The sequence below is a fragment of the Mesorhizobium sp. WSM4806 genome (genome assembly GCF_055811635.1).
This window is the reverse complement of record NZ_JBVVQZ010000002.1, coordinates 294,439-319,504: the sequence shown is the minus strand read 5'-3', so window position 1 is coordinate 319,504 and position 25,066 is coordinate 294,439. Positions and strand designations below refer to the sequence as shown.

The window sequence follows — 25,066 nt, the reverse complement described above, 5'->3', positions numbered from 1 at the left end:
CCTCTAGTAGACAGGTGGCGAAACCACCCAGATGACCACCGCCGGCTCCGCACCGGGATTGCGCCAGCGGAACGGCTTGCCGTCGAAGCGAAAGGAGTCGCCTTCGCCAAGCCGGTGCCAGACGCCTGATATCTCGATGTCGAAGCTGCCGGAAGCGACATATCCGGCTTCCTCCGTCGGCCGGCGGGCTTCGGTCTTCAGTTCAGCACCCGGCGCGAAGACCGAACGCAGCATCTCGAAGCTACCGCCGAGATCGGGCGAAAGAAGCTCCTCCACCAGGCCGGAATCGCTTGTGCCAAGCGTGCGGCGGCTGCCGGCGCGGACGACCACGCCGCGCTCGTTCTCGACGGGCACGTCGTGGCTGAAGAACAGGCTGACCGGCACGCCGAACAATTCCGCGAAGCCTCTGAGATCGCTAAGCGACGGTATCGACAGGCCGCGCTCGACCTGACTGACCCAGCCGACCGAGCGGCCGAGCTTCAGGCCGGTCTCGGCAAGCGTCAGCCCGCGCGCCCTGCGCAGCGCCCTGATATCGCCGGCCAGCAGCCGTTCGCGGTTTTCCTGCTCCGATCTGACGGCGGTTGAGGTCAAAGCTTTTTTCTCGGTAAAAATCTGTCTGGTGAAATTGGTGAAAAATTGAGGGCAAATATCATCAGGGGTCAGGTTCGTGAAAAAATCAAGAGAATTTTCATGAGGGCCACAAGATTTGCTTGCGCCGTTTTGACGGTTCAGGCAAAGGCTTGGCCTCGAACGGCCAGTGAGGGCGTCCGGTCGAGGCTTGCGTTAGAGCGCCATGCGTCAAATTGGACCGCAATGGTGCTCTCTCATTTCTAGACGGCGCATGTATCCTTTCCGGAATCGATTCCGGTTTCCGTGGCACGCGCAAAGGGACGCCCATGCTGGAAAACAGGACTAAGATTACGGATGGCGCGGCGATCGTCGACGAGGCGATCACGTCGCGCCGTTCGGTGCGGGCGTTCCTGCCCGACATGGTCGACGACGAGACGATCCGCGCCATACTCGCCGTTGCCGCGCGGGCGCCTTCGGGCACCAACATGCAGCCCTGGCGGGTCTACGTGACCAGGGGCGAGGTCAAGCAACGGATCACCGACGCCATCCTCAACTCCGGCATCCGTGCCGAAAAGGCCGAGTGGGACGAGTATCGCTACTATCCCGACCAGTTCTTCGAGCCCTATCTGACCCGGCGGCGAGCCAACGGCTTCGGCCTCTACAGCGTGCTCGGCATTGGCCGGCGTGAGGTCGACAGGATGCGCGCGCAGCACGACCGCAACTTCGTCTTCTTCGACGCACCGGTCGGCATGATCTTCACCGTTGACCGGCGGCTGAACAAGGGCTCGTGGATCGATTACGGCATGTTCCTGCAGAACATCATGGTGGCGGCTCGGGGCAGGGGTCTGCACACCTGCCCGCAGGCGGCCTTTGCACCCTATCACAAGCAGATCAGGCCGGTGCTCAACATTCCCGACGAGGAGATCGTCGTCTGTGGCATGGCGCTTGGCCGTGAGGACACATCCAAGCCCGAAAACGCGTTCCGCACCGACCGCGCGCCGCTGGAAGAGTGGGTGACGTTCGCCAGTTGAGGTGACGCCAAGCGTGGTGACGACGCGCCGCGTCGGTCTACTGCACTTCGTAGCCGACTTCCTCGCTGGCGTGACAGAGCGCCTTCCAGAACGAGCGCGCAAACGAGCGGAACACATAGATGTCGAACTGGTCGGCGCCGGTGCGCTGGATCTGGGCGAAGACGTCATGATGCATGGTCGAGCGGCCGGCACCGACCGGGAAGGCCGGCAGCGCGAAGTCGATGGCGAAGAACTTTGCCAGCACCCATTCGGCCCTCGGTCCGGCGATGCGGATCGCGGTGCGGCCATGCGACAGGTCAGTCACCGTGCCGATATCAGGGGTGACGACATTGGCAAAGGCCGATGCCAGGCCCTCGGCCTCGTCGACCACGGTGAATTTTCCCGGCGCAAAACCGAACACCGACCTCACGCCGTCGGTGCTGCCGGCGCCGGCGCCATCGGGCAGCGCAAGGCCGGTAACGGTGCGAATGCCTGCTATCAACGCCTTCTGCTGGCCCGGCCAGGCAGCGAGCTGCAGGATCGATCCCGGCCTGGTTTCGGATAGGATGACCTCGATGCCGTGTTCGAAATCGCCATGCGAGCCGGTGCGCAGCTCCAGCTCAAGCGGGGATTGGCGCTCAACCATGCATGCGGCTCCCGTCCGGATCAAAGAAGTGGTTGGAGACGATCTCGACCGGGCCGAACCGGTTGCGCAGAGGATCGGAGATATGGGCGCGCGTGCCGCGCCGTGCCTTGCCGTCCTTGACCAGAGCGAGCGCGATGTACTTGCCGAGCGACGGCGAATAACAGCAAGCGGTGATGTGGCCGATGGAATCGTGCGGATTGGCTTCGTCAAGCGCTTCGACGATGTGCGCGCCGCCGTTGAGCGGCTGGTTGTCCAGCGAAATCAGGCCGACGAGTTCCAGGCGGCCAGGCGCGATCAGGCCCTCGCGATCCATCATCGCCGAGCCGATGAAGGGCTTCTTCCTGGACAGCATCCAGTCGAGATGCAGGTCGCGTGCGGTGGTGCGGCCGTCGATCTCGGCGCCGGTGACGTGGCCTTTCTCGATGCGCAACGTGCCAAGCGCCTCAAGCCCGTAGGTCACCAGTCCGAACGGCTTGCCGGCTTCGATCAAGGCTTCCCAGACAAGTGCGCCGTAGCCGGCGCCGGAGTAGACTTCGAAGGCCATTTCGCCGGAGAAGGAAAGCCGGCAGATCATCACCGGCACGCCTGATATCTTGCCGTGCACGATGCCCATGAAAGGCAGGGTTGCGTTGTCGACGGCGGTGCCGGTGACGCAAGCAGCAAGGATCTCTCTCGCCCTAGGCCCGCCGATCGCCGCACCCGCCCATTCGTCGGTCACCGAGGTGACATGGACCTTCAACTCCGGCCAGATGACGTCGAGGAAATACTCTAGATGCTGCATCACCTTGCCGGCATTGGCGGTGGTGGTGGTCATCAGGAAGTCCTGTTCGCCGAGCCGCCACGTCGTGCCGTCGTCGAAGGCGAGGCCGTCCTCGCGCAGCATCAGCCCGTAGCGGGCCTTGCCGACGGCCAATGTCGAGAACATGTTGGTGTAAACCCGGTCGAGGAATTCCGCCGCGTCCGGGCCCTGCACGGCGATCTTGCCCAGCGTCGAGACATCGACGATGCCGGCGCTCTCCCGCGTCGCCCTGGCTTCGCGCACATAGGCCTGCTCGATCGTCTCGCCGGGATGGCCATAAATCATCGGGCGATACCAGAGGCCGGCTGAATACATGGTCGCGCCGTTGGCGACGTGCCAGTCATGCATCGGCGTCAGTCGTTCGGGCCTCAAGTCGCCGAAACGCTCCGCGGCCAGTGAGCCGATCGACACGGCCGAAAAAGGTGGGCGAAAGCGTGTCGTGCCGACTTCGGGAATCGGCTTGCCCAGCGCCTCGGCCATGATGGCGAGGCCGGGTATGTTGGAGCTCTTGCCCTGGTCGGTCGCCATGCCGAGCGTGGTGTAGCGCTTCAAATGCTCGACCGAGACAAAGCCTTCGCGATGCGCCAGCCGTACATCCTCCGCCGTCACGTCGTGCTGGAAATCGACGAAGCTTTTTCCATCGGCCCTGATCTCGAACACCGGGGCCGGGTCGGGACCGCCGGGTGCGGCTTCGACGACCGGCAGGGCCGTTGGCGCACCTGTTCCACCTGCCGCCGAAAGCCCGGCGGCGCGGCCTTCGGCGATTGCCTCGGCGGTGGAAAAGCTGCCGGTGAAAGCGCCGGCGCCAATCCATTGCTGTGTTGGCCATCGCTGTGTTGGCCATTGCTGGGTTGGCTTCGGTGGCAGGAAGGCTTGTCTGGCGGCATTCCATTCCGCCTTGGCGCCGGCCTGGCTGGCCAGATGGATGGTCGGCGACCAGCCTCCCGATATCAGCAGGCAGTCGGCTTGAATGCTGCGCGCCTCGCCGGCAAGCGCGCCGTTGGCCATGTCGAAGCTCTGCACCTTGACGCCGGACAGCGCCTTGCCGCCTTCGGTGGCGACCACGGCGTGACCGAAAAGGATCTTGGCTTCCGCTTCATCGGCGAGCTCGCGCATCTCGCTCGAAAGCTCCGGCCGCACGTCGACGATCGCGACAATCGCCGCGCCGGCCTTCTTCAGCGCCAGGGCGGAGCGATAGGCGCTGTCATTGTTGGTGAACAGTGCGATCCTGTTGCCCGCCAGCACGCCGTACTCGTTGGCGTAGCGCTCGGCGGCATGCGCCAGCATCACTCCCGGCCGATCGTTGCCCGGAAACACCAGCGGCCGCTCGAAGGAGCCGGTGGCCAGCACCACCGACTTGGCGTGAATGATCCAGTAGCGATGGCGTGGTTCGCCCTTGCCGGGCCTCTCCTTATGGTCGGCAACCCGTTCAAGCGCGGCGAGCGTGTTGCCGTCATAATACCCCCAGACCGTGGTGCGTGGCAGCAGGCGGACATTGTCATAGCCTTCGAGCTGGCCGGCGGCTCGCGCTGCCCAGTCGGCCCCGGGCATCCCGTCGATCGTTTCGCCCGACCAGTTGGCCGAGCCGCCGAAATGCGGTTCGAGTTCGCTGAGGATGACACGCGCGCCCTGATCGGCGGCTGCCCTGGCGGCCATCAGTCCGGCCGGACCGGAACCGACCACCAGCACATCGCAGAAGGCGTTCATGCGCTCGTAACGCGCCGTGTCGGCAGCGGTCCCGGCGCGGCCGAGACCGGCGGCGCGGCGGATGAAATGCTCGCAGAACATCCAGAAACGCGTGCTCTTCAGCGGGCCGATCGCGGGCCCCATGAAGGTCTTGTAATAGAAGCCGGCAGACAGAAGCTTGCCGCCGAGCTGGTTGGCGGCGCTGACATCCCAGGCCAGCGATGGAAAGCGGTTCTGGCTGACGGCGGTCAGCCCATCATGGATCTCGACCATGGTCGCGGCGATGTTGGGCTCGCGAACCTCGCCCCGCAACACCGTCACCAGGGCGTTCGGTTCCTCGACGCCTGCTGTCAGCACCCCGCGAGGACGGTGATATTTGAACGAGCGTCCGAACAGGGTGACGCCATTGGCCAGCAGCGCTGAGGCAAGCGTGTCGCCGGCATGGCCGGTGTAAGGCGCGCCGTCGAAGGTGAACCGGATGGTTCGCAGCCGGTCGATCCGGCCACCGGCATCGGTGCGGCGCGGGCTCATGACTTGGCCTCCGCCTTGTGCCGGGCAGCCACTTTGTGGTCGCCGCGCGTGAACGCGACGCTGGAGATCTCGTGTGTCAGCGTGTTGCGCACGACCCTGAGATGGGCGCGGCAGCCGCCGGAATGCTGCCAGATCTCGTTGTGGTCACCCGCCGGGTTCAATCGGTCATAGACATAGGCGTTCCAGGCATCGAGGTCCTGCGAGGCAGGCTGAGGGCGCTCGCGGTTGCCGTCACCCTGATAGGTGAACTCGATGACGTCGCGCGGGCCGCAATAAGGGCAGGTAATCAGCATGCGATTGTATCTTCTCGTTTGACCATGATCTTGGCCGAAAACCGGTTTCCAATCTTGTTTACGCCAACCTGCGGTTCGGGATCATGGTTTAATGCAGCCGCGGCGTCGCGCCCTGGCCCTTGTCGTCGATCACCAGGCCGCGATGGAAGCGATCCAGGGTGAAGGGCGCGTTGATGTCGTGCGGTTCATCCTTGGCTATGGTCCACGCAAAGCACCAGCCGGAGGCCGGCGTCGCCTTGAAGCCGCCGTAGCACCAGCCGCAGTTGAGATACATGCCCGGCAGCGGGCCGGTGGTGATGATGGGAGAACCGTCCATCGACATGTCGCAAACGCCACCCCAGGAGCGCAGCATGCGAACCCGGGCGAGACCCGGAAACAGCGCCAACATCTCGCTCATCACCTCGTCGACAACAGGCAAACTGCCGCGCTGGGCGTAGCTGTTGTAGCCGTCGAGGTCACCGCCATAGACAAGGCCGCCCTTGTCCGACTGCGACATGTAGAAATGGCCCATGCCGAAAGTCAGGACCGTGTTGATGAACGGCTTCAGCGATTCCGTCACGAAGGCCTGCAGCACCTGGCTCTCGATCGGCATCGTATCGATGCCGGCGAGCCGCATGACTTGCCCGGTGCTGCCGGCCACCGCGACCGCCACCTTCCTGGCGCGAACCTCGCCGCGCGAGGTCGTGACGCCTGATATGCGGTCGCCGTCGCGCAGGAAGCCGGTGACCTCGCAATTCTCGATGATGTCGACGCCACGGCGGTCGGCGCCGCGCGCATAGCCCCAGGCGACGGCATCGTGGCGGGCGGTGCCGGCGCGCCGCTGCATTAGGCCGCCGACGATTGGGAAGCGCGCCGTGGCGGAGACGTCCAGCGCCGGCACCAGGCGCGCGATCTCGGCCGTGGTCATCAGTTCGGCGTCGACGCCGAGATGGCGCATGGCGTTGCCGCGGCGGGCAAAATCGTCGAGCTGGGCGGGCGTGTGCGCGAGGTTGAGGCAGCCGCGCTGCGAGAACATGACGTTGTAGTTGAGATCGTGCGACAGGTTCTCCCACAGCTTCATCGAATGTTCGTAGAAGCGCGTGTTGGCCGGCAGCAGGTAGTTGGAGCGGACGGCTGTCGTGTTGCGGCCGACATTGCCGGAGCCGAGCCAGCCCTTTTCCAGCACCGCCACGTTGGTGATGCCGTGCTCCTTGGCGAGATAATAGGCGGTCGACAGGCCATGGCCGCCGCCGCCGATGACGATCACGTCGTAGGACGCCTTCGGATCCGGCTTGCGCCAGGCCGGCTTCCAGTCCTTGTTGCCGGTCAGCGCATTTTTGAGAAGCGAGAAGGCCGAATATTCCGCCATTCTTTTTGTTGTCCGTTCTGGCTTTTCGTCAGCCGTTTTGGGCGATGCGGCACATTATAGAGCAGGCCGCTGCCGCAAAGCCAATATTGCGCCATCGCTTTTCGACTGGCCGACTCCGAAGGGCGGCAGGGCGGGACGGCTTGCTCCCCGGTATCAGCGTCTTTATCAAGGGCAAGCTTTAGAACGCCTTACCGCCTGTGAGTCGCCAAACGATCATGCTTTTCCGACTGCTCCGCTTCGTACTGGTCCTGGCGACCGTCGCCTCGGCGCCGCTGTCGATTGATGCGGCGGCGCAGGGGCTTGAGCAGGCTGCCTCCGGAGTGGTCGCCGACCAGCAGAAAATCCTGCAGGACCTGACGACGAGGACCGACAATCTCGAAAAGAAAATCCAGGAGGACGGTGACGACGACGCCAGCCTTGTCGACATCCGCCTGCAGCTCGAGGAAATGTCGCGAGGTGCGCTGGACAGCGCGCTTGTCTTCCGCCCGCGCCTTTCGGAGATCAACGCAAGGCTCGATCAGCTCGCGGCGCCGCCGGCCGCGGGCCAGCCACCCGAACCCGACATCGTGACCAGCGAACGCCAGGCGCTGGCGTCCGAAAAGGCCGAGATCAATGCTGTCATCGCCGCGGCGCAAAACCTGTCGATCCGAATCAGCGGCCTCATCGCCAAGATCGCCAATATGCGCAGCGAGCTGTTTCGCAATCTGCTCACCAAGCGCTACGTGCTGTCCGACGCGTTGAGCCCTGAAGTCATTTCCGATGCCAATGGTGAATTTACCGGCTTCAACAAGGCAGTGTCGTCGTGGCTGGCCTTTGTCTTCAAGTTCAAGTTCCAGGCCGTGCTGGCCGCGACCTTGACGGCGCTTTCCCTGGCGGCGGTGCTTTTTGTCGGTGGGCGGCGTTTGTTCGGGGGTATCTTCGAAGCGGACCCGTCGGTCGAAGATCCGTCCTATCTCAGCCGGTTGTCGGTGGCGTTCTGGTCGACATTGCTGCCGACGCTGGCGGTCGGCGTCTTCCTGGTCTCGACCGTGTTCTTTTTCAACTATTACAATGTGTTGCGCGGCGACATTGGCGTTTTCCTGAAGGCGCTGGTCGGGGTCATCGCGGTGGTGTTCTGCGTCAACCGACTGGCCAATGCGACGCTGGAGCCGCGGCTGCCGAACTGGCGGCTCATCCCCGTTGAATCAGGCCCGGCACGCTGGCTGGTGCGGCTGACGACCGCCATGGCGGTAGTGATCGGCGTCAACTATTTCCTGTCGGTGGTCAACGACACGATGGGCTCGCCGCTGTCGCTGACCATCGCCAGAAGTTTTGTCGCCACCGTCATCGTCGGCATCATCCTGATCCTGATGGCGCTGCTGAAGCCGTTCAAGGCCACCGACGGAAGCTGGCGCCCCTGGCCGGCGTGGCTGCGCTACACCGCTGTCGCGCTAGGCCTTTTCACCATTGCCACGGCGCTGCTCGGCTATATCGGCCTTGCCATCTTCGTCTCGCTGCAGGTCGTGGTCACCGGTACCATTCTGGTGACCGCCTATATCGGCTTCCTGTCAGCGCGGGCGATCAGCGAGGAAGGTGGCTTTGCCAACACGTCGATCGGGCGCTGGCTATCGACCAATTCCAGTTATGAGGAGTCCGCGCTCGACCAGCTCGGCTTGGTCGTCAGCGTCGCCATCAACCTGATGATCGTGCTGGTGTTCCTGCCGATGATCCTGTTGATGTGGGGCTTCCAGCCCGGCGACATCGAGGCCTGGGCGTACAAGCTGGCGACGGGCCTCACCGTCGGCTCCGTGACGATCTCGGTGACCGGCATCCTCACCGGCATCGTCGTCTTCATCATCGGCTATTTCCTGACGCGCTGGTTCCAGGGCTGGCTCGACGGCTCGGTGATGGCGCGCGGCAAGGTCGATACCGGCGTGCGCAACTCGATCCGGCTGGCGGTCGGCTATGCCGGCGTCGCGCTCGCAGCCCTCGTCGGCGTCTCGGCGGCGGGCATCGATCTCTCCAACCTGGCGCTTGTCGCCGGCGCCCTGTCGCTCGGTATCGGCTTTGGCCTGCAGAATGTCGTCTCCAACTTCGTCTCCGGCCTGATCCTCTTGGCCGAGCGGCCGTTCAAGGTCGGCGACTGGATCGTCGCCGGTGAGATCAGCGGCACGGTCAAGAAGATCAGCGTGCGCGCTACCGAGATCGAGACGTTCCAGCGGCAGTCGGTGATCCTGCCCAATTCAAACCTGATCAACAATGCGGTCGGCAACTGGACGCACCGCAACAAGCTCGGTCGCATCGACATCAAGGTCGGCGTCGCCTACGGCAGCGACGTCAAGCAGGCCCATGCTGTGCTGTTGGAGATTGCGCGCGGCCATCCGCTGGTGCTGAAAAATCCGGAACCCTTCGTGCTGTTCACCAATTTCGGGGCGGCCGCTCTCGAATTCGAAATCCGTGTGTTCCTGGCCGACGTGATGAACGGCAACATCGTGCAGAACGACATTCGGTTTGCCGTCCTCGACGAGTTCGCCGATCAGCATATCGAAATTCCGTCGGCGCCGCGCGCCGTCGTCGAGACCAAGAAGCATGAGGCGTGGCCGATCGATGACGACAAGATCGAAGTCGATTTTGCCGAACAGGAGCAAGCAAAGGCGGAAGCCGTGGCCGAGACGAAACGCCTGGCCAGATCCGGGCGCAAGACCCGCAAGCCGGATCCCGATTAGGGTTTATTGATATTCAGCCGGCCTGCGAACGGCTGATACCTGCGCTTCCGACGCAGCCAAAGCAATTGCGGCATGAATGCGGCATTCAGTTGCCGTTCAGCTGGCATCTCATATAAGCTCACATGCAAAGGGCGGAAATGCCTTGCGAAATGCAACAGAGGCGGTGGCAACACCGATACTGCAAATGTGGAAGTCGCTCGTCGCCGCCATCGCTTTTCTTGCCGTGGGCGGTTCAGCCTTTGCCGCCAGCGCCACCAACAAGGACGCCGAGACCCGCACACTCGTCGTGACCGAAGGCGGTGGCAAGACGGAGCTGGCGCTGGCCGCCGGCGAAACCGCTGAATTCTGCCCGACCGGCTGTTTCGTTACCATGCCGAATGGCGACCTCGAAGCGCTGACCGGTTCGGAAACAATCGAAATCTCTGGCGGCGTCGCCCGCATCAAGTAACCGCGTCAAAAAACGTTGACTAGTTTTTAGAAGGCCGGGCAAATGCCCGGCCTTTGATCGTTTCGGGTTATCGAAACTTAACGATGAAAGGGAAAATACCGTCCCGCAAGCCAGGCCGGGCCGGACGCTTTAACGATCGCTGCGCTGTTGCCCGCTATATCGGGCCGAAGACGCCGAAGCATGGGGTTTTGGATCGGCGCCTGATCCTTTCCGAAAGGTCGACTTTCGGGATCATGCGCTTTTAGGCAGGGCAACGAAGAATGGATGTGCGGTCGGACAGGAACGCAATCCCGCTTGCTGTCGATCTCGACGGCACGCTGATCGCGACGGACCTGTTGTGGGAAGGTCTGTTCATCCTTCTCAAGAAGAATCCGCTCTATGTTTTCCTGGTGCCGTTCTGGCTCGCCGGCGGGCCGGCGCGGTTGAAGCAGGCCATCGCTCAACGCATCGACATCGATCCTGCGTCGCTGCCCTACCGCGAGGCGCTGCTTCAGCGCCTTCGCACCGAACATGGCGAAGGCCGCAAGATCGTGCTGGCGACCGGGACGCCGCGTAAATTCGCCGAGGCGATCGCCGCACATCTCGGGATATTCGATCGCGTCCTGGCGACTGACGGCCCCCACAACATGACGTCAGGCAGAAAGCGCGCCTCGCTTGTCGCCGCCTATGGCGATGGCGGCTTCGACTATGCCGGCAACAGTCGGCGCGACCTTAAGGTATTCGACGCCGCGCGCACGGCAATCGTCGTCGCGCCCGACCGTCATGCCGCGCGCTGGCAGGCCGCGCACAGTGCTGAAATCATGCCGGCGCCGAAGCCGACATTCAGAACCATCGTCAAGATGCTGCGCGTTCATCAGTGGCTGAAAAACTCGCTGATCGCAGTGCCGATGGTGCTGTCGCACGAATACTTCAACGCCGACATGATCTGGGAATGCCTGCTGGCATTCGTCTCGTTCAGCGCGGTCGCTTCCGCCATATACATCCTCAATGATTTCTTCGATCTCGCGCTCGACCGCAAACACCTGACCAAGCGCAACCGGCCATTCGCCAGCGGCGCGCTGTCGATCCCGTTCGGCCTCGGTTCAATGATGGTGCTGCTCGCAATAGGCCTTGGCGCAGGGCTTCTGCTGCCGATCGAATTCCTCGGCGTGCTCTGCGGCTACATGGTCATCACCACCGGCTATTCGCTGTCGTTCAAGCGCATGCTTCTGATCGACGTGCTGACATTGGCCAGTCTCTACACCATCCGCGTTCTGGCTGGCGCCGCGGCGACCGGGGTCGACGTCTCGTTCTGGCTGCTGGCCTTCTCGATCTTCTTTTTCCTGTCGCTGGCGCTGGTGAAGCGGTTTGTCGAGCTGCGCACGACCGCCATTCCGGCCGGCGAGCGCATTGCCGGCCGCGGCTACCGCACCGAAGACCAGGAGATCGTCGCCCAGGCGGGCATGGCGTCGGCCTTTTCCTCGGCGCTGGTGCTGGCGCTCTATATGGACAGCGCTGCGGTGCGCGAACTTTATCCGCATCCTTGGCTGGTCTGGCCGCTGGCGCCGATCGTGCTTTACCTGACCATGCGCGTCTGGATTCTCGCCCGCCGCGACCAGATGCATGACGATCCGGTCGTCTTCATCATCCGCGACTGGCGCAGCCAGATCGTCGTGCTCATCGGCGCTGTGTTTCTGGTCGTCGGAGGCTGGTAGACGTGGGGCAGGAGCGGTTCCAGAGCTTCGGTCTTGCCACGCCACCGGCACTCGATGTGATCCCGGCGGACGACGCTGTTGCGCTGCTGAAGAGCGGCAAGGCGACAAGAAACGCTTTGCTCGCCTACGGCAACGGCCGCTCCTATGGCGATTCCTGCCAGAATGGAGCCGGCACGATCGTCGATATGCGGCCGCTGAACAGGATCCGCGCCTTCAATGCCGAGACCGGCGTGATCGAGGCCGAGGCCGGCGTGCTTCTGTCCGACATCATCGCCCATGCAGCGCCATACGGCTTCTTTCCCGCCGTCGTTCCGGGTACGCAGTTCGTCACGCTCGGCGGCGCCATCGCCAACGACGTTCACGGCAAGAATCATCACCGGCGCGGCACCTTCGGCTGCCACGTCGAATCCTTGACGCTGCTCAGATCAGACGCACAGGCCCATTATTGCTCGGCCACCGAGAATGAACGCCAGTTCGCGGCGACGATCGGCGGCATGGGGCTGACTGGCCTGATACTGTCCGCATCGATCCGGCTGATGAGGGTGCCATCGCTCGACATCATCGAGAAGGTGACGCCGTTCCGTAATCTCGGCGAGTTCTTCGAACTTGCAGAAGCGGCCGATCAGGCCAACGAATACGTCGTCGCCTGGATCGACCAGCTTGCCGGCGGCCAAAGTCGCGGGCGCGGGCTGCTGTTCACCGGCAATCACGCCGAGCATGGCTCCCATGTGGCCTTGCGGGCCGGTGAAAATCTTTCGGTGCCGTTCCAGCCGCCGTTCAACGTGCTCAACCGGCCGTTCCTGACTGCGTTCAATGCCGCCTACCGGTGGAAGAAAGGCCGGTCGACGGCGCCGCGCCAGGTCGGGTACCAGGGTTTCTTCTTTCCGCTCGACGGCGTCGGCAACTGGAACCGGCTCTATGGGCCGAACGGGCTTTTCCAGCACCAGAGCGTGATGCCGCAAGACGTCGCGCGCCGAGTGGTGCCGACGTTGCTTGCGGCGGCAAAACGGGCCAGGCAGGGCTCGTTCCTCACAGTCCTGAAGCGCTTCGGCGGGGTCCGCTCGCCGGCACTGCTGTCGTTCCCGCGGCCGGGTTTCACGCTGACGCTGGATTTCCCCAACCGTGGCCGGGCGACGCTGGCGCTGCTGAAGGAACTCGACCAAATCACAGTCGAGGCCGGTGGCGCGATCAATCCCTACAAGGACGCCCGCATGGGCGACGACGTTTTCGCAGCCTCCTTTCCGGAATGGCAACGCCTCGAAGCGATCCGCGATCCCGCCTTCATGTCGAGTTTCTGGGCGCGAACGGCGAAAAAGCTCGAGGCGCGACACGGAACCGCCGAAGCCGCGGAATAGATAACATTCGAATAGGTCGTGGTTATGCGTCGATAACTCAAGCTTTCCTCAAGACTTTTTGTGCTTCACGAAATGTTTGGAGGTTTTCAATAGGACGGGGGAGGGTTGATGGAAAAAACATGAAATACATCGTCTTCATTCTGTTCACGGTCATGACCAATGCCGCCGCGCAACTCATGCTGAAGCAGGGCATGATGTCACTCGGTTCGATTTCCTTCGAAGGCGCCAATCCGTTGCTGAAGCTGTTGCAGATCGTCTTCAGCCCATGGATTTTCCTCGGCCTGTGCACCTTCGTCATCTCGATGGCGTCGCACCTCTATGTGCTGTCCAAAGTAGAGCTCAGCTTCGCCTATCCGTTCCTCAGTCTCGCCTATGTCGCCGTTGCGATCTTCGCCTATTTCATTTTCCGCGAAGACCTCAATGGCTGGCGTATCGCCGGCATCGCTTTCATCTGCGTCGGCACGGTGCTGATCGCCCAAAGCGGCCGGGATTTGGGTGGTCGCGGGCATGACGAGGAAACCGCCTCCCTTTCGTCCGACAAGATTCACAGTGGGATCGTTCGATGAGACATGTGATCTTCGGCGGCGACGGTTTCGTCGGCCGCCACCTTGCCCCAAAACTTCTGGCCGACGGCGAGGAGGTGGTCGTCGCCGATATCGCTAAAAGCGACCTGCCGCATTACCGCTCCGCCCGATATGTCGGGTGCGACGTCACCGATCCGGCCTCGGTCGATTCGGTCGGGCTGAAGGCCGACGACATGGTCTATAATCTGTCGGCGAAAATGCTGTCGCCGATCCAGGTGCGCGCCAGGCGCCACGAATTCTTCTTCCCGGTGAATTTCCACGGCACCGAGCACATCATGCAGGCGATGGACAGAGCCGGCGCGCCCAAGCTCGTCCATTACACGACCGACATGATCTACGGCCACACGGTCACGCAGCCGATGACCGAGGAACACCCGGTTGCGCCGCTCGGCGAGTATGGCTGGTCGAAGCAGAAGACCGAGGAACTGGCCGTCGAATGGCGCAAGCGCGGCATGTCGATCTCGCTGTTTCGGCCGCGCCTGATCATCGGCCCCGGCCGCCTCGGCATCCTCGAAAAACTGTTCAAGCTGATCGACTGGAACCTTCCGGTGCCGATGATCGGCTCGGGCAAGAACCCGTATCAGTTCATCTCGGTGTTCGACTGCGCCGAGGCGGCGCGCGCCGCGTGGAAGGCCGGCGTGCCTGATGAGGCCTATAATCTCGGCTCGCTCAACCCGCCGCCGGTCCGGAAATTGCTCGGCGACCTGATCAGGCATGCCGGCTCGAAATCGATCCTGATCCCGACCCCGGGCTGGGCAGTCAAGCGAACGCTCGACCTGCTCGACCTCTTGAACATGCCGATCATGGATCCGGAGCAGTATCTGATCGCCGACGAGGACTGCGTGCTCGACGTGTCCAAGGCCGAACGCCAGCTCGGCTGGGTGCCGCAATATCGCGACGAGGACATGCTGATCGCCGCCTACAGCGAATATCGCGCCAAGAAAGACGGCCATGCCGTCGCCGCCAAACATGTGCCCGCCGAGTGACGGGCCAGCAGGAGACTCTTGAGATGACCGTGATGACCAAGCCAGACCACACGACTGCGCGCGCCACGGTCAGCGCGCCGGCGCTTTCGCCCGCCACCACCGCCAAGCCCGATCTGATCAGCGTCGAGCAGGCCAAAGCGATGGACGTCGCGCGCATGACCGACCTGTTCAAGGCGCATCTCAACCCCGGCCAGCTGCATTTCATGAAGCTGCTCGGCTTCCACAAGATCAAGGTCGAGCGCGCCGAAGGCATGTTCTACATCGACCAGAACGGCCGCAAGATCCTCGATTTCTTCGGCGGCTTCGGCTCGCTGGCCTTCGGCCACAATCATCCGCGCCTTCTCGAGGCGCGCAAAAAGTTCCAGGAGGAGAAGCGGCAGGAGATCGCCATCGCCTTCATGTCGCAGTATGCGGCGGCGCTGGCGCACAATCTCGCCAAATGCTCGCCCGGCGACCTCGACATGGTGTTTCTGGGCTCTTCCGGCTCCGAAGCCATGGAGGCGGCGGTGAAGCTCGCCGAGCGCGCCGCCGGCCCGAAGCGGCCGAAAATCGTCTATGCCGAGAATTCCTTCCACGGCAAGACCAAGGGCGTGCTGGCGATCACCGACGGCTCGCTCTATCGCGCCGACTTCAAGATGGCCGACAATGTCATGCGCATTCCGTTCGGCGACGTCGAAGCGGTCGAGCGCACGTTCCGCTCCGATCCCGAGGTCGGCGTCATCGTGCTCGAAACCATCCAGGGCGGCGGCGGGATCATCCAGGCGCCTGCCGAATACTGGCAGAAGCTGCGTGCGCTCTGCGACCAATACGGTGTTCTGTGGGTCGCCGACGAGGTGCAGTGCGGCTATGGCCGCTCAGGCCGCTTCTATGCCTTCGAGCACTACGGCGTCGTTCCGGACGTGACGGCGCTGGCAAAGTCGCTCGGTGGCGGCAAGGCGGCGGTCGGCGCGATGATCGCCAGGCGCGAGGTCTACATGAAGGCCTACGGCACGCCGAAGACTGCGATGATCCACGCCATGGCCACCTTCGGCGGCATGGGCGAGGCCTGCGTCACCTCGATCGAGGCGCTCAACGTGCTTTACGACGAGGGGCTGATCGACAACGCCGCGGTCACCGGCGACTATCTGCTGCAACGCCTGCAGACGTTGCGGGAAAAATACCCGAAGATCATCAAGGAGGTCCGCGGCAAAGGCCTTATGGTCGGGCTGGAATTCCACGACTTTTCGCAGACCTTGCCGATGGTGCTGCGGCCTGTGGTCAGCGTGCTTGACGACAAGCTGAAGGGATCCTTGTCCGGTTTTATTGGTGCTTTGCTGCTGCGTGACTATGACGTGCTCGTTGCCTTCACCGAATACAACCGCAACGTCATCCGTCTCGAACCGCCGCTGATCTGCCAGCGCGAACATGTCGACCGCTTCGTCGAGGCGCTCGACAGCCTGTTGTCGCGCGGCATCGTGTCGATCGTGAAGGATTTCGTCAAAAGCCAGGTCCGTTAGCCAGGTGCGCCGAGCGAGACCATGCTGAGCAAGTCTCCGGCTCCGACAAACCTGCTCGACCGGCTGACCAAGGCCGGTCTGGCATGGGGCGAGGGCACCTATGCGCGTCTTGCCGCACCGATCGGCGCGGCTGCCTTCGCGCTCTACATTCTGCTGACCGCGGCGACGGCATGGTTCATGCCTGACGCCAATTGGGACATGCTGCCCTACCTCGCGATCGCCGAGGAGGGCACCTATCGCGATGTGCAGGCGCTGCACGATTATGCCTATGGCACGGTCAGGGACGGCCTGTCGGCGAGCGACTACCAGGCGCTGACCGATGATGGCGGCGGCTTCCGCAGTCATATGGCCGGGAATGCCGCCGATTTCCATTCGCTGCTCGGCATGTACCGGATCAAGTTCCTTTACGCCGAGATCCTGTCGACGATGAGCTCGGCGATGTCGCCGGTCGCGGCGATGCGGCTGCTGCAGGTGTTCTCGGTATTGCTGTTCGGCGCGATCGCGCTGCTCTGGCTGCGCTCTGAGGGCGCGCTGGCGCTGACGCCGGTTCTCGGCGCGGTGCTGATCATGGCCGATTTCGGTGACGCGGCGCGGGCGTTGACGCCTGATCTGCTGTGCTCGGCGCTGTTCCTCGGCGGGCTCTTTGCCTATAGGCGCGGTCGTGAAGTGGCCACCGCGATCCTGCTTTTCCTCGCTTTCATGGCTCGGCCCGACAATATTGTTTTCCTTGCTATTTTTGCCGTGTTGCTGGTCGCCTTCCGGCAGAGGGCGTGGGGCGCGCTGGCCGGCTTTGCCGCCTCGCTCGTCGCCTATTTCGCCATCTCGCACTGGGCGCAGCATCCCGGCTGGTGGCCGCATCTGTGGTTCTCCTCGATCGAGCAGCACTACAATATGGCCGGCTTCGATCCGCCGTTCTCGGCTGTCGCCTACCTCCGGGCTTTTGCCGTCTCCGTGGTCCGTGCCGTCGGCCTGAACAACTGGGTCGGCGTCTCGGTGCTGGCGCTGGCGGGGTGGTATGCCTCAAGCCGTGCCGGCTTCAAGTTCGACCGCCGCGCCGGCATTCTGTTTGCGGCGTTGGTGCTCGGCGTATCGGCCAAATTCACGGTCTTCCCGATCCACGACACCCGCATCTATTTTCCCAATCTGATCCCGCCGTTCCTGCTGCTCGCCGGGCCATTCATGGCGTTGTGGGCATCAGCGAGCACCAAAGGGCGCGGCGCCGCGCCATTGCACGTCATTCCTGGAGACAAGTCATGAGTTCCGTTTCCAGCCTGGCGCGCATCGCGCTGTCGCTCGGCCTCCCCGCTGGCATCCTCGATCGCGGGCCGTCGCTGCGCGGTACGAAGTTCCTGGCGAAGGCCGCGCTGAAGGCGCGCCTCAGTGGGGCAAAAAGGCGGTTCCAGATGGTCAATGTCGGCGCCTGCGATGGCGTGTTGTTCGACGATGTGACGCCGTGGCTGCACCGCATCCCGCACGCTCGCGCCGTACTGGTCGAGCCGATCCCGCACAACCAGAAGCGCTTGCACGCCAACTATACCGATACGGGCCGCTTCGTCATCGGTCGCAGTGACGAAGACCAAGGGAACGATCACGGTCCACACCTTCGATGCCGCCGCACTCGAGGCTGGCACGCTGCCGATCGAGTTCATCGGCTGCTCGTCGGTGACCGACACAAATTTGATGTCGGGCAAGAATGCCTGGGGCCAGGCCGATGCCAACTTCAACAAATTCGCGCCGCACCTCAGGGATATCGAAGTGCCGTCGGAGACATTGCAGACGCTGCTCGACCGCAACGGCATCACCCATATCGACCCTTCCTTGTCGATTGCGAAGGCGCCGACTGGATCGTCTTCGAGCAGCTCGACCTAGAGCGCTACCGTCCCGGCATGATCAAGGTCGAGGTTGGTGCGTTGCCGGCGGCCGAGATCGGCCAGGTCGTGGTCAAGTTGAAGACCGCTGGCTACCAGGTCGGCTTCCAGGCCGAGGACATCTGGGCCTTCGCCTGAGGGATAGCCCCGGGCCCGAAAGCAGCTGATCCTTTCGGGTCGCGTCGCATCTGCAGCGTGTCGCAAACAGGCGGTAGCATGGCGGCTGCCGCCTGCATATTGTGCGCCGATCAAACGGGCGCCGGTGCCCGCTTTACCACTTTGGAGTCGCGGGCAATGGCAGGGTTTCCGGAAAAGGCGAAGGTCGTCATCGTCGGGCTGGGCGGTATTGTCGGCGCATCGATCGCCCATCACCTGATCGAGCGCGGATGGGACGACATCGTCGGCATCGACAAGTCAGGGATCCCGACCGATATCGGCTCGACAGCGCACGCCTCCGACTTCTGCTACACCACCAGCCATGATTTCCTGTCCTGCTGGACGACGCTCTACTCCATCGATTTTTACGAAAAGATGGGTCACTACGCCCGTATCGGCGGCCTCGAGGTTGCCCGCGTCGGCGACGACGATCGCATGGCGGAGATCAAGCGCAAGATCGCCTCGGCAAAGGCTTTCGGAACGCGTGCCCGCCTGATCGAGCCGGCCGAGATCAAGCAGAAATTCCCGCTGATCGAAGAAGAGATGGTGCAGGGCGGCCTGTGGGATCCCGATGCCGGTCTTGTCATCCCGCGCTCGCAGACGGTCGCCGGCAAGCTGGTCGACCAGGCGGAAGCCTCCGGAAAACTCAAATCCTTCGCCAACACGCCGGCCAGGTCGCTCGTCGTGGAGAACGGTCGCATCAAGGGCGTGGTGACCGATCGCGGCACCATCGAAGCCGACTACGTGATCGTTTGCGCCGGTATCTGGGGCCGGCTGATCGCGGAAATGGTGGGTGAGGACCTGCCGGTCATGCCGATCGACCATCCGCTCACCTTCTTCGGGCCCTATACCGAGTTCGCCGGCACCGGCAAGGAGATCGGCTGGCCGCTGCTGCGCGACCAGGGCAACTCGGCTTACATGCGCGACACCGGCGATCCCAAGACCGCCGAAGGCGGGCAGATCGAGTGGGGCTACTACGAAGAGACCAATCCGCGCCTTTGCCATCCGCGCGACCTTCTGGAGAAGGACCAGGCCCGTCTATCGCCCTCGCAGCGCGACCTCGACATGGAACAGATCCTGGCGCCGCTCGAGCGCGCCATGGAACTGACGCCGATCCTGGGCGAACTGGGCTACAATGAGAGCCATTCCTTCAACGGGCTTCTGCAGGTGACGGCAGACGGCGGCCCCTCCATGGGCGAGAGCCAGAAGGTGCGGGGCCTTTGGTATGCCGTCGCGATCTGGGTCAAGGACGGCCCCGGCATGGGCAAGCTCATCGCCGACTGGATGACGGACGGCCGGACGTCGATCGACCACCACGCCATCGACTATTCGCGCTTCTATCCGCACCAGACGCAAGAGCAGTTCATCTGGGACCGCTGCACCGAAACGGCGATGAAGGTCTACAATCCGGCCGTCCATCCGCGCGAGCCCTTCTCCAAGGCTCGCGACGTGCGCCGCTCGCCCTTCTGGGAGCGCGAGAAGGAACTCGGCGGCTATTTCATGGAACTCGGCGGCTGGGAGCGCGCCCATGGCTATGCCGCCAACGAGCACCTGCTCGAGAAATATGGCAACCGCGTGCCGGTGCGCGAAAACGAGTGGGACAACCGCCATTTCTGGCGCGTCTCCAATGCCGAGCATCTCGCCATGAGCGAGGATTGCGGCATCGTCAACCTGTCGCATTTCGCAATGTACGACGTGGAAGGCCCTGATCATGTCGCGCTGATGGAGTGGCTGTGCGCGGCCAGGATCAGCGGCGACGGCAATATCGGCAAAGGCATCTACACCCATTTCCTCGACGATGAGGGCATGGTGCGCGCCGACCTGACCGTCATCCGCATGGCCGACCGCTGCCGTGTCATCGACGGCGCAGATGCCGGTCCGCGCGACTTCCACTACATGCGGCGGACGGCAGAAGACAAAGGGTTCGATGTCGCCATCACCGACGTGACCGAAAAATACGTGACCGTCGGTATCTGGGGTCCGAACGCCCGGGCAACATTGAGCAAGGTCGTGGAAGACCCGGACGGCCTGACGCCGGAGAATTTCCCCTTTGCGGCGATCAAGCCTGTCAGGATCGCCGGCAAGGACGTGACCGCTTTCCGGATCTCCTATGTCGGCGAGCAGGGCTGGGAACTGCACATGCGATACGAAGACGGCCTGGCCGTATGGGATGCTTTGCGTTCGACCCGCGTGATGGCTTTTGGCGTCGAGACCTATGCCAACAGCCGCCGCATGGAGAAGAGCCTGCGCCTGCAGAATGCGGATCTTTTGACCGAGTACAATCTGCTGGAGGCCGATCTTGCCCGCCCAAAGGTCAAGGAGGCCGATTTCAGTGGCAAGGCAAAGCATCTGGACTATCGCGCCCGCGCGCATCAGCCGGCCATGCTCTGCACACTTGTCATGACGGATAATGTCGATTCCAACGGCGTTGCCCGTTATCCCGTCGGCACGCTGCCGGTGATGGACCCGCAAACGGGTGAAACGCTGGTCGATGAACTCGGCCGCCGATCGTTTACGACCTCGGTCGCCTACGGCCCGACCATCGGCAAGAACATTGCGCTCGCCTATCTGCCGTGGACGTATTGCCAGGAGGGCCGCAAGCTGGATGTCGAATATTTCGGCGAGAAATACCCGGTCGAAGTGGCCGCCGTCGGCTACAGGCCGCTCTACGACCCGGAGAATCTCAAGCCACGAAGCTGAGCCTCCCACAAAAGAGGTGAGGGGCGGACTCGCAAAAATGTGAATGCAAGGACTTAAGGCGCGTCACGTTTTGTGGGGTCATGCGGCAGCGCCTTAAGTTCTCGTTTTTATGCAAGTCGTTGCCCAAACCCGCTGCGCATCCTTGGTTCAAGCCCGAGGGCATGCTTTTGGACGACATGCATTAGCCCGGGGCTAGGCTTTTCGCTTTGTGGTGCGACGATTTTCGCTTACCTTGCGGCATGTCTGCTTTTCCCCGCGCAGGACATCTCCTCTCAGGCGCCGCCGCGCTGGCGCTGACGTTCGTCCAGGCGCCGGAATCCCGCGCTGCCGATCCCGTTGACGTCGAACTGGTGCTGGCGGTCGACGTTTCGCTGTCGATGTCGCCGGCCGAACTCGAAATCCAGCGTCGCGGCTATGTCGCGGCACTGACGCATGACACGGTACTGCAGGCCATCGCCGACGGCGCCTACGGCAAGATTGCCGTCACCTATGTCGAATGGGCCGGCACGACCTGGCAGCACATCATCGTGCCGTGGACGGTGATCGCCAATCGTGCCGACGCCGAGCGGGTGGTCGAGCAACTCTCCGCCCATGCGCCCAACAGCGCGCGGCGCACCTCGATTTCCGGTGCCTTGCAATTCAGCAGCGATCTCTTCGCCGAGAGCGGCTTTCAGGGCGTCAAGCGTGTCATCGACATTTCAGGCGATGGCCCCAACAATCAAGGTGCCCCCGTCGACATCATCCGTGACGAACTGGTCAGGCAAGGCATTACCATCAACGGCCTGCCGCTGATGACCCGGGGCGGCTTCACCAGCGTCTACGACGTCAACTATCTCGACCGCTATTACACAGACTGCGTCATCGGCGGGCCCGGCGCGTTCATGATCCCGGTCAACGAGTGGACGCAATTTCCCGAAGCGATCCGCCGCAAGCTGGTGCTTGAGCTTGCCGGGCCTGCCTCACCGCAATGGGCGGGGGAAGAAGCGGCGCATCCGCCGGTGGTGCTGGCGCAGGACAAGCCGGCCACCGACTGCCTGGTCGGCGAGAAAATGTGGCGCGACCGAAGCTGGATGTTCGACACCCGCTAGACTTCAATCGCCATCCGCCAGAGGTACGCGTGCAAAATATTGCCTTGCCTTGTCTACGCGGCCAGCAACTGCTTGCGATCGACGCGCTCCTGCTGCGGCGAGCGCGCATAGAGCTCGCGGTAGCATTTGGAGAAATGCGAGGCGGAGACGAAGCCGCAAGCGACCGCCACTTCGACCACCGGCAGCGATGATTGGATCAGCAAGTGCCGAGCCCGGTCGAGGCGGATCTCCAAATAGTAGCGGGCAGGGGATCGTCCCATCTCGGTGCGGAACAGGCGCTCGATCTGCCGGCGTGACAGGTCGACATGGTCGGCGATCTCGATCAACGACAGCGGCTCGGACAGGTTTGCTTCCATCAATTCGATGATGGTCAGCACCTTGGAGTTCTGCACGCCAAGGCGTGCGCGCAGCGGCAGGCGCTGGCGATCGGTCGGGCTGCGCACGCGGTCAGTCAAGACCTGCTCGCAGACCCGGTTAACGAGATTGTCGTCGAAATCGTCGCCGATCAGCTTCAGCATCATATCGAGCGCCGCGGTGCCGCCGGCGCAGGTGTAGATGTTCTGGTCGATCTCGAAGAGGTCGGCAAAGACATTGGCCTTCGGGAACGCTTCGGAAAAGCCCGGCAGGTTCTCCCAATGAATGGCGCAGCGCTTGTTGGACAACAGGCCGGCGGCGGCCAGTATATGAGCGCCAGTGCACAGGCCGCCGATGGCGACGCCGCGATTGTATTCCTCGCGCAGCCAGGCGAAGGCCGATTTGTTCTGGTAGCGCTCGACATTGATGCCGCTGCAAACGACCGCCATGTTCGGCCGTTCGGAGCCGGACATCTTCTTGCGTTCGTCCTCCAGCGAGGTGTCGACGGCGCATTCGACGCCGTTCGAGGCGCGCACCGGCTTGCCGTCGATGCTGGCGAGCCGCCAGCGGTAGGCTTCGTAGCCGAGCATCCGGTTGGCCGAGCGCAACGGATCGAGCGCCGTTGCAAAGGCGATCATGGTGAAATCGGGGACCAGGAAGAATACAAACGATCGCCTGATCGGATGATTTACGACGTTCACAGGGTAACCCTCACGCTGCAATGGCGCGAACAGGATGTCGCGATCAGCATAGCGACATCAGGAAAAATCTTTCCTGTCAATCGGCTAGGCGGCAACGAAAAGACTTTATTTGCGACATGGGTCGCAAATGGGCAATCGCTATGCGATGTCGACCCAACCTGCTGCCGGATTGAGCATAGGCCGCATGTGGTCGGGCATGACCAGGCACGCCGCCTCGGCAAACCGAAGCGGCGTTGTGATCAAACTTTGAAGCAGCGAGCGCCGCTTGCGAGCTTGGCAGATCAGGCGACGAAGCCGAGGCGCGCGGCGGCCACGGCGCCGGTCTGGCCAGGCATTGTGTTGGCAAGGCGCTGGCGCTCGAGCGCGGTCGTCAGGCTCATTTCACGGCGAGCAAAAAGGCGGGCAAAAAGCTTCATCATCATCTCCATTCGGTTGCTCAGACGGGTCGCCTTCGCGTGATGGAGTGGGGCAGCTCGTTGGCTGGCGCTGATATAGGCTTACGTGAAGGGAAACTAAATCACAAAAGCGAAGCACTTGACATGAAAAGCGACATGGCATGCGATAAGTTTGGGCAGTCCGCCCAAGATTTGTGAATATGTACAAGGCGTTAGGCAGGAATCCCGCTGCTATGCGGCGTATTCATATGCGTCATGCAACGGCGACATGGCTCTAAAAGAACATTTGATCAACAAATAAAAGGCCTGCCGGACATGGTCTGTGCGGCAGGCCCTCAGCTTTTGATACACACGATCTATTTTGCTCCGCCAGCCCAGGATCCAACGCCGTGGCGAGTGCCGGTCTTGGTGTCGGCGGCTTCAGGCCAGCCGATATCCTTCTGCAGTTCGATCGGCAGAGAGCGGATGGCGCGTTCGGTCTGGTAGCGGGCGCGGGCCGCGCTGAATTCGGTCGCGATGCGGCCGATGGATGACAGGACAGACATTTCAATTCTCCTTTAGGATTGGGTCGGGTGCCGGTCGCTCGGCGGACCAAGCGCTACATCCGGTTTGTTTCAGCTTCATTTCGTGTCGATTGCAGATCAGTGTAATCGCCGTCTGCCTTCGATGGAGTTGACTATCCTCCCAAAGTGATGTTCAATCAAACGAAATGGAATGATAGTTTGCATCAGAAAAATTGAAGGTCGATCCCGATGAACGCCCCACTCAATCATCCGTTGCCGCTGCTCGACCTCGACGTCTTGCGCACCTTCGTGGCGATCGCCGAGACCGGCAGTTTCACCACCGCTGCCAGTGCCGTCTTCCGCACGCCGTCGGCCGTCTCCATGCAGATCAAGAAGCTGGAGGACATTCTCGGCCGCTCGGTGTTTGCGCGCGACGCGCGCTCGGTGACGCTGACCACGGATGGCGAGATGCTGCTCGGCTACGCCCGCCGGCTGTTGTCGATCAACCGCGAGGTGGTGTCGAAGTTCATCATCCCCGACATTGTCGGGGTGGTGCGGCTCGGCTCGCCCGACGACTATGGCGAGCGCGTGCTGCCGCACGTGCTGAAGCGTTTTGCACAGTCGCATCCTTCGATTGCCGTCGACGTGACCATCGACCAGAGCGTCAATCTGCGTCGGCGCATGGACGACCGGGCGCTCGACATCACGCTTCTCACCAATTCATACAAGACCAGCGCGCTCGGCGCCGAAGTGCTGCTCACCGAACCGATCGTCTGGGCCGGCGCCAAGGGCGGCTGCGCGCATCTGCGCGAACCGCTGCCGGTGTCATTGTGGGAAGAGGGCTGCGCCTGGCGGGCCGGGGCGCTCGAAGCGCTTGGGCGTGAGGGCCGCAACTACCGCGTCGCCTATATGAGTGCGCACACCGCCGGCCAGCGCGCCGCAATCATGTCCGACCTCGCGGTGGCGCCGCTGCCGAAATCGTTCCTCGGCAGCGACATGGTCGAGCTTTGCCCGAAGGACGGCATGCCCAATATCGGCACCTACAATCTGGCCATGGTCGTGGCGCCGGACGCCAGCGCGCCAGTGAAAGCCGTTGCCGATCACATCCGCGCGACCTTCGAAGTGTTCAAAGAAACCGGAAAGTTTTGAT

At 62.8% G+C, this 25,066-nt stretch carries 20 protein-coding genes and 1 pseudogene; 13 read left to right on the top strand and 8 right to left on the bottom strand.

Annotated features, from left to right (window positions below):
- Positions 1-3: 3 nt before the first annotated feature.
- Entirely contained in the window at positions 4-591 is a 588-nt protein-coding gene (locus tag AC0L2M_RS04150; RefSeq protein ID WP_031254773.1) for a helix-turn-helix domain-containing protein, read from the bottom strand.
- Between the two features lie 305 nt (positions 592-896).
- Between AC0L2M_RS04150 and AC0L2M_RS04145 the strand changes: the two genes are divergently transcribed.
- On the top strand, positions 897-1,601 hold the full coding sequence (locus AC0L2M_RS04145) for a nitroreductase (RefSeq protein ID WP_023798904.1): 705 nt from the start codon (positions 897-899) through the stop codon (positions 1,599-1,601).
- A gap of 37 nt (positions 1,602-1,638) precedes the next feature.
- Here the strand turns inward: AC0L2M_RS04145 and AC0L2M_RS04140 are convergent, their stop codons facing one another.
- From AC0L2M_RS04140 to AC0L2M_RS04125, 4 genes are all read right to left on the bottom strand, one after another.
- Positions 1,639-2,226, bottom strand: a complete 588-nt coding sequence (locus AC0L2M_RS04140) for a sarcosine oxidase subunit gamma (protein WP_287174645.1) — start codon at positions 2,224-2,226, stop codon at positions 1,639-1,641.
- Positions 2,219-5,242, bottom strand: coding sequence for a sarcosine oxidase subunit alpha (locus tag AC0L2M_RS04135; RefSeq protein WP_473534107.1), 3,024 nt, complete (start codon positions 5,240-5,242; stop codon positions 2,219-2,221). The genes AC0L2M_RS04140 and AC0L2M_RS04135 overlap by 8 nt, the downstream gene beginning before the upstream one ends.
- Entirely contained in the window at positions 5,239-5,535 is a 297-nt protein-coding gene (locus AC0L2M_RS04130) for a sarcosine oxidase subunit delta (protein ID WP_287174641.1), read from the bottom strand. The genes AC0L2M_RS04135 and AC0L2M_RS04130 overlap by 4 nt, the downstream gene beginning before the upstream one ends.
- An 88-nt stretch (positions 5,536-5,623) precedes the next feature.
- Positions 5,624-6,883: a sarcosine oxidase subunit beta gene (locus tag AC0L2M_RS04125; RefSeq protein ID WP_287174639.1), complete on the bottom strand. Its 1,260-nt coding sequence runs from the start codon at positions 6,881-6,883 to the stop codon at positions 5,624-5,626.
- A gap of 215 nt (positions 6,884-7,098) precedes the next feature.
- On the opposite strand from AC0L2M_RS04125, the gene AC0L2M_RS04120 reads away from it, so the two are divergent.
- From AC0L2M_RS04120 to AC0L2M_RS04070, 11 genes and pseudogenes are all read left to right on the top strand, one after another.
- Complete coding sequence (locus tag AC0L2M_RS04120; protein ID WP_473534106.1) at positions 7,099-9,588, top strand: mechanosensitive ion channel family protein; 2,490 nt, start codon at positions 7,099-7,101, stop codon at positions 9,586-9,588.
- Positions 9,589-9,772: 184 nt separating this feature from the next.
- Positions 9,773-10,036 carry a hypothetical protein gene (locus AC0L2M_RS04115; protein WP_023798910.1) on the top strand — a complete coding sequence of 88 codons (264 nt, stop codon included), beginning with the start codon at positions 9,773-9,775 and terminating at the stop codon, positions 10,034-10,036.
- A 260-nt stretch (positions 10,037-10,296) separates the two neighbouring features.
- The gene (locus AC0L2M_RS04110; protein ID WP_473534105.1) at positions 10,297-11,730 is read left to right on the top strand and encodes a UbiA family prenyltransferase; all 1,434 of its coding nucleotides are present in this window, start codon (positions 10,297-10,299) and stop codon (positions 11,728-11,730) included.
- A 2-nt stretch (positions 11,731-11,732) separates the two neighbouring features.
- Positions 11,733-13,085 carry an FAD-binding oxidoreductase gene (locus tag AC0L2M_RS04105; protein WP_473534104.1) on the top strand — a complete coding sequence of 451 codons (1,353 nt, stop codon included), beginning with the start codon at positions 11,733-11,735 and terminating at the stop codon, positions 13,083-13,085.
- Positions 13,086-13,204: 119 nt separating this feature from the next.
- Positions 13,205-13,651, top strand: coding sequence for an EamA family transporter (locus AC0L2M_RS04100; protein WP_023798913.1), 447 nt, complete (start codon positions 13,205-13,207; stop codon positions 13,649-13,651).
- Positions 13,648-14,655, top strand: a complete 1,008-nt coding sequence (locus tag AC0L2M_RS04095) for an NAD-dependent epimerase/dehydratase family protein (RefSeq protein ID WP_023798914.1) — start codon at positions 13,648-13,650, stop codon at positions 14,653-14,655. The genes AC0L2M_RS04100 and AC0L2M_RS04095 overlap by 4 nt, the downstream gene beginning before the upstream one ends.
- Before the next feature lie 23 nt (positions 14,656-14,678).
- The gene (locus AC0L2M_RS04090) at positions 14,679-16,151 is read left to right on the top strand and encodes an aspartate aminotransferase family protein (protein WP_473534103.1); all 1,473 of its coding nucleotides are present in this window, start codon (positions 14,679-14,681) and stop codon (positions 16,149-16,151) included.
- A gap of 21 nt (positions 16,152-16,172) precedes the next feature.
- On the top strand, positions 16,173-17,408 hold the full coding sequence (locus AC0L2M_RS04085) for a hypothetical protein (RefSeq protein ID WP_128166910.1): 1,236 nt from the start codon (positions 16,173-16,175) through the stop codon (positions 17,406-17,408).
- Positions 17,405-18,157, top strand: a pseudogene (locus tag AC0L2M_RS04080) (FkbM family methyltransferase). Before AC0L2M_RS04085 ends, AC0L2M_RS04080 begins: the two are co-directional and overlap by 4 nt.
- A gap of 156 nt (positions 18,158-18,313) precedes the next feature.
- Entirely contained in the window at positions 18,314-20,875 is a 2,562-nt protein-coding gene (locus AC0L2M_RS04075; RefSeq protein WP_128166908.1) for a GcvT family protein, read from the top strand.
- Positions 20,876-21,114: 239 nt separating this feature from the next.
- Positions 21,115-21,963 carry a DUF1194 domain-containing protein gene (locus tag AC0L2M_RS04070; protein WP_128166906.1) on the top strand — a complete coding sequence of 283 codons (849 nt, stop codon included), beginning with the start codon at positions 21,115-21,117 and terminating at the stop codon, positions 21,961-21,963.
- Between the two features lie 53 nt (positions 21,964-22,016).
- Here the strand turns inward: AC0L2M_RS04070 and AC0L2M_RS04065 are convergent, their stop codons facing one another.
- From AC0L2M_RS04065 to AC0L2M_RS04055, 3 genes are all read right to left on the bottom strand, one after another.
- Positions 22,017-22,955, bottom strand: a complete 939-nt coding sequence (locus AC0L2M_RS04065) for a GlxA family transcriptional regulator (protein WP_268931722.1) — start codon at positions 22,953-22,955, stop codon at positions 22,017-22,019.
- A 344-nt stretch (positions 22,956-23,299) separates the two neighbouring features.
- Positions 23,300-23,434 (bottom strand): hypothetical protein, encoded by a 135-nt coding sequence (locus AC0L2M_RS04060; protein WP_023798921.1) that lies wholly within the window; start codon positions 23,432-23,434, stop codon positions 23,300-23,302.
- 335 nt (positions 23,435-23,769) lie between these two features.
- Positions 23,770-23,958: a hypothetical protein gene (locus AC0L2M_RS04055; protein ID WP_023798922.1), complete on the bottom strand. Its 189-nt coding sequence runs from the start codon at positions 23,956-23,958 to the stop codon at positions 23,770-23,772.
- 207 nt (positions 23,959-24,165) lie between these two features.
- Between AC0L2M_RS04055 and AC0L2M_RS04050 the strand changes: the two genes are divergently transcribed.
- Positions 24,166-25,065: a LysR substrate-binding domain-containing protein gene (locus AC0L2M_RS04050; protein WP_473534102.1), complete on the top strand. Its 900-nt coding sequence runs from the start codon at positions 24,166-24,168 to the stop codon at positions 25,063-25,065.
- Position 25,066: the final 1 nt, after the last annotated feature.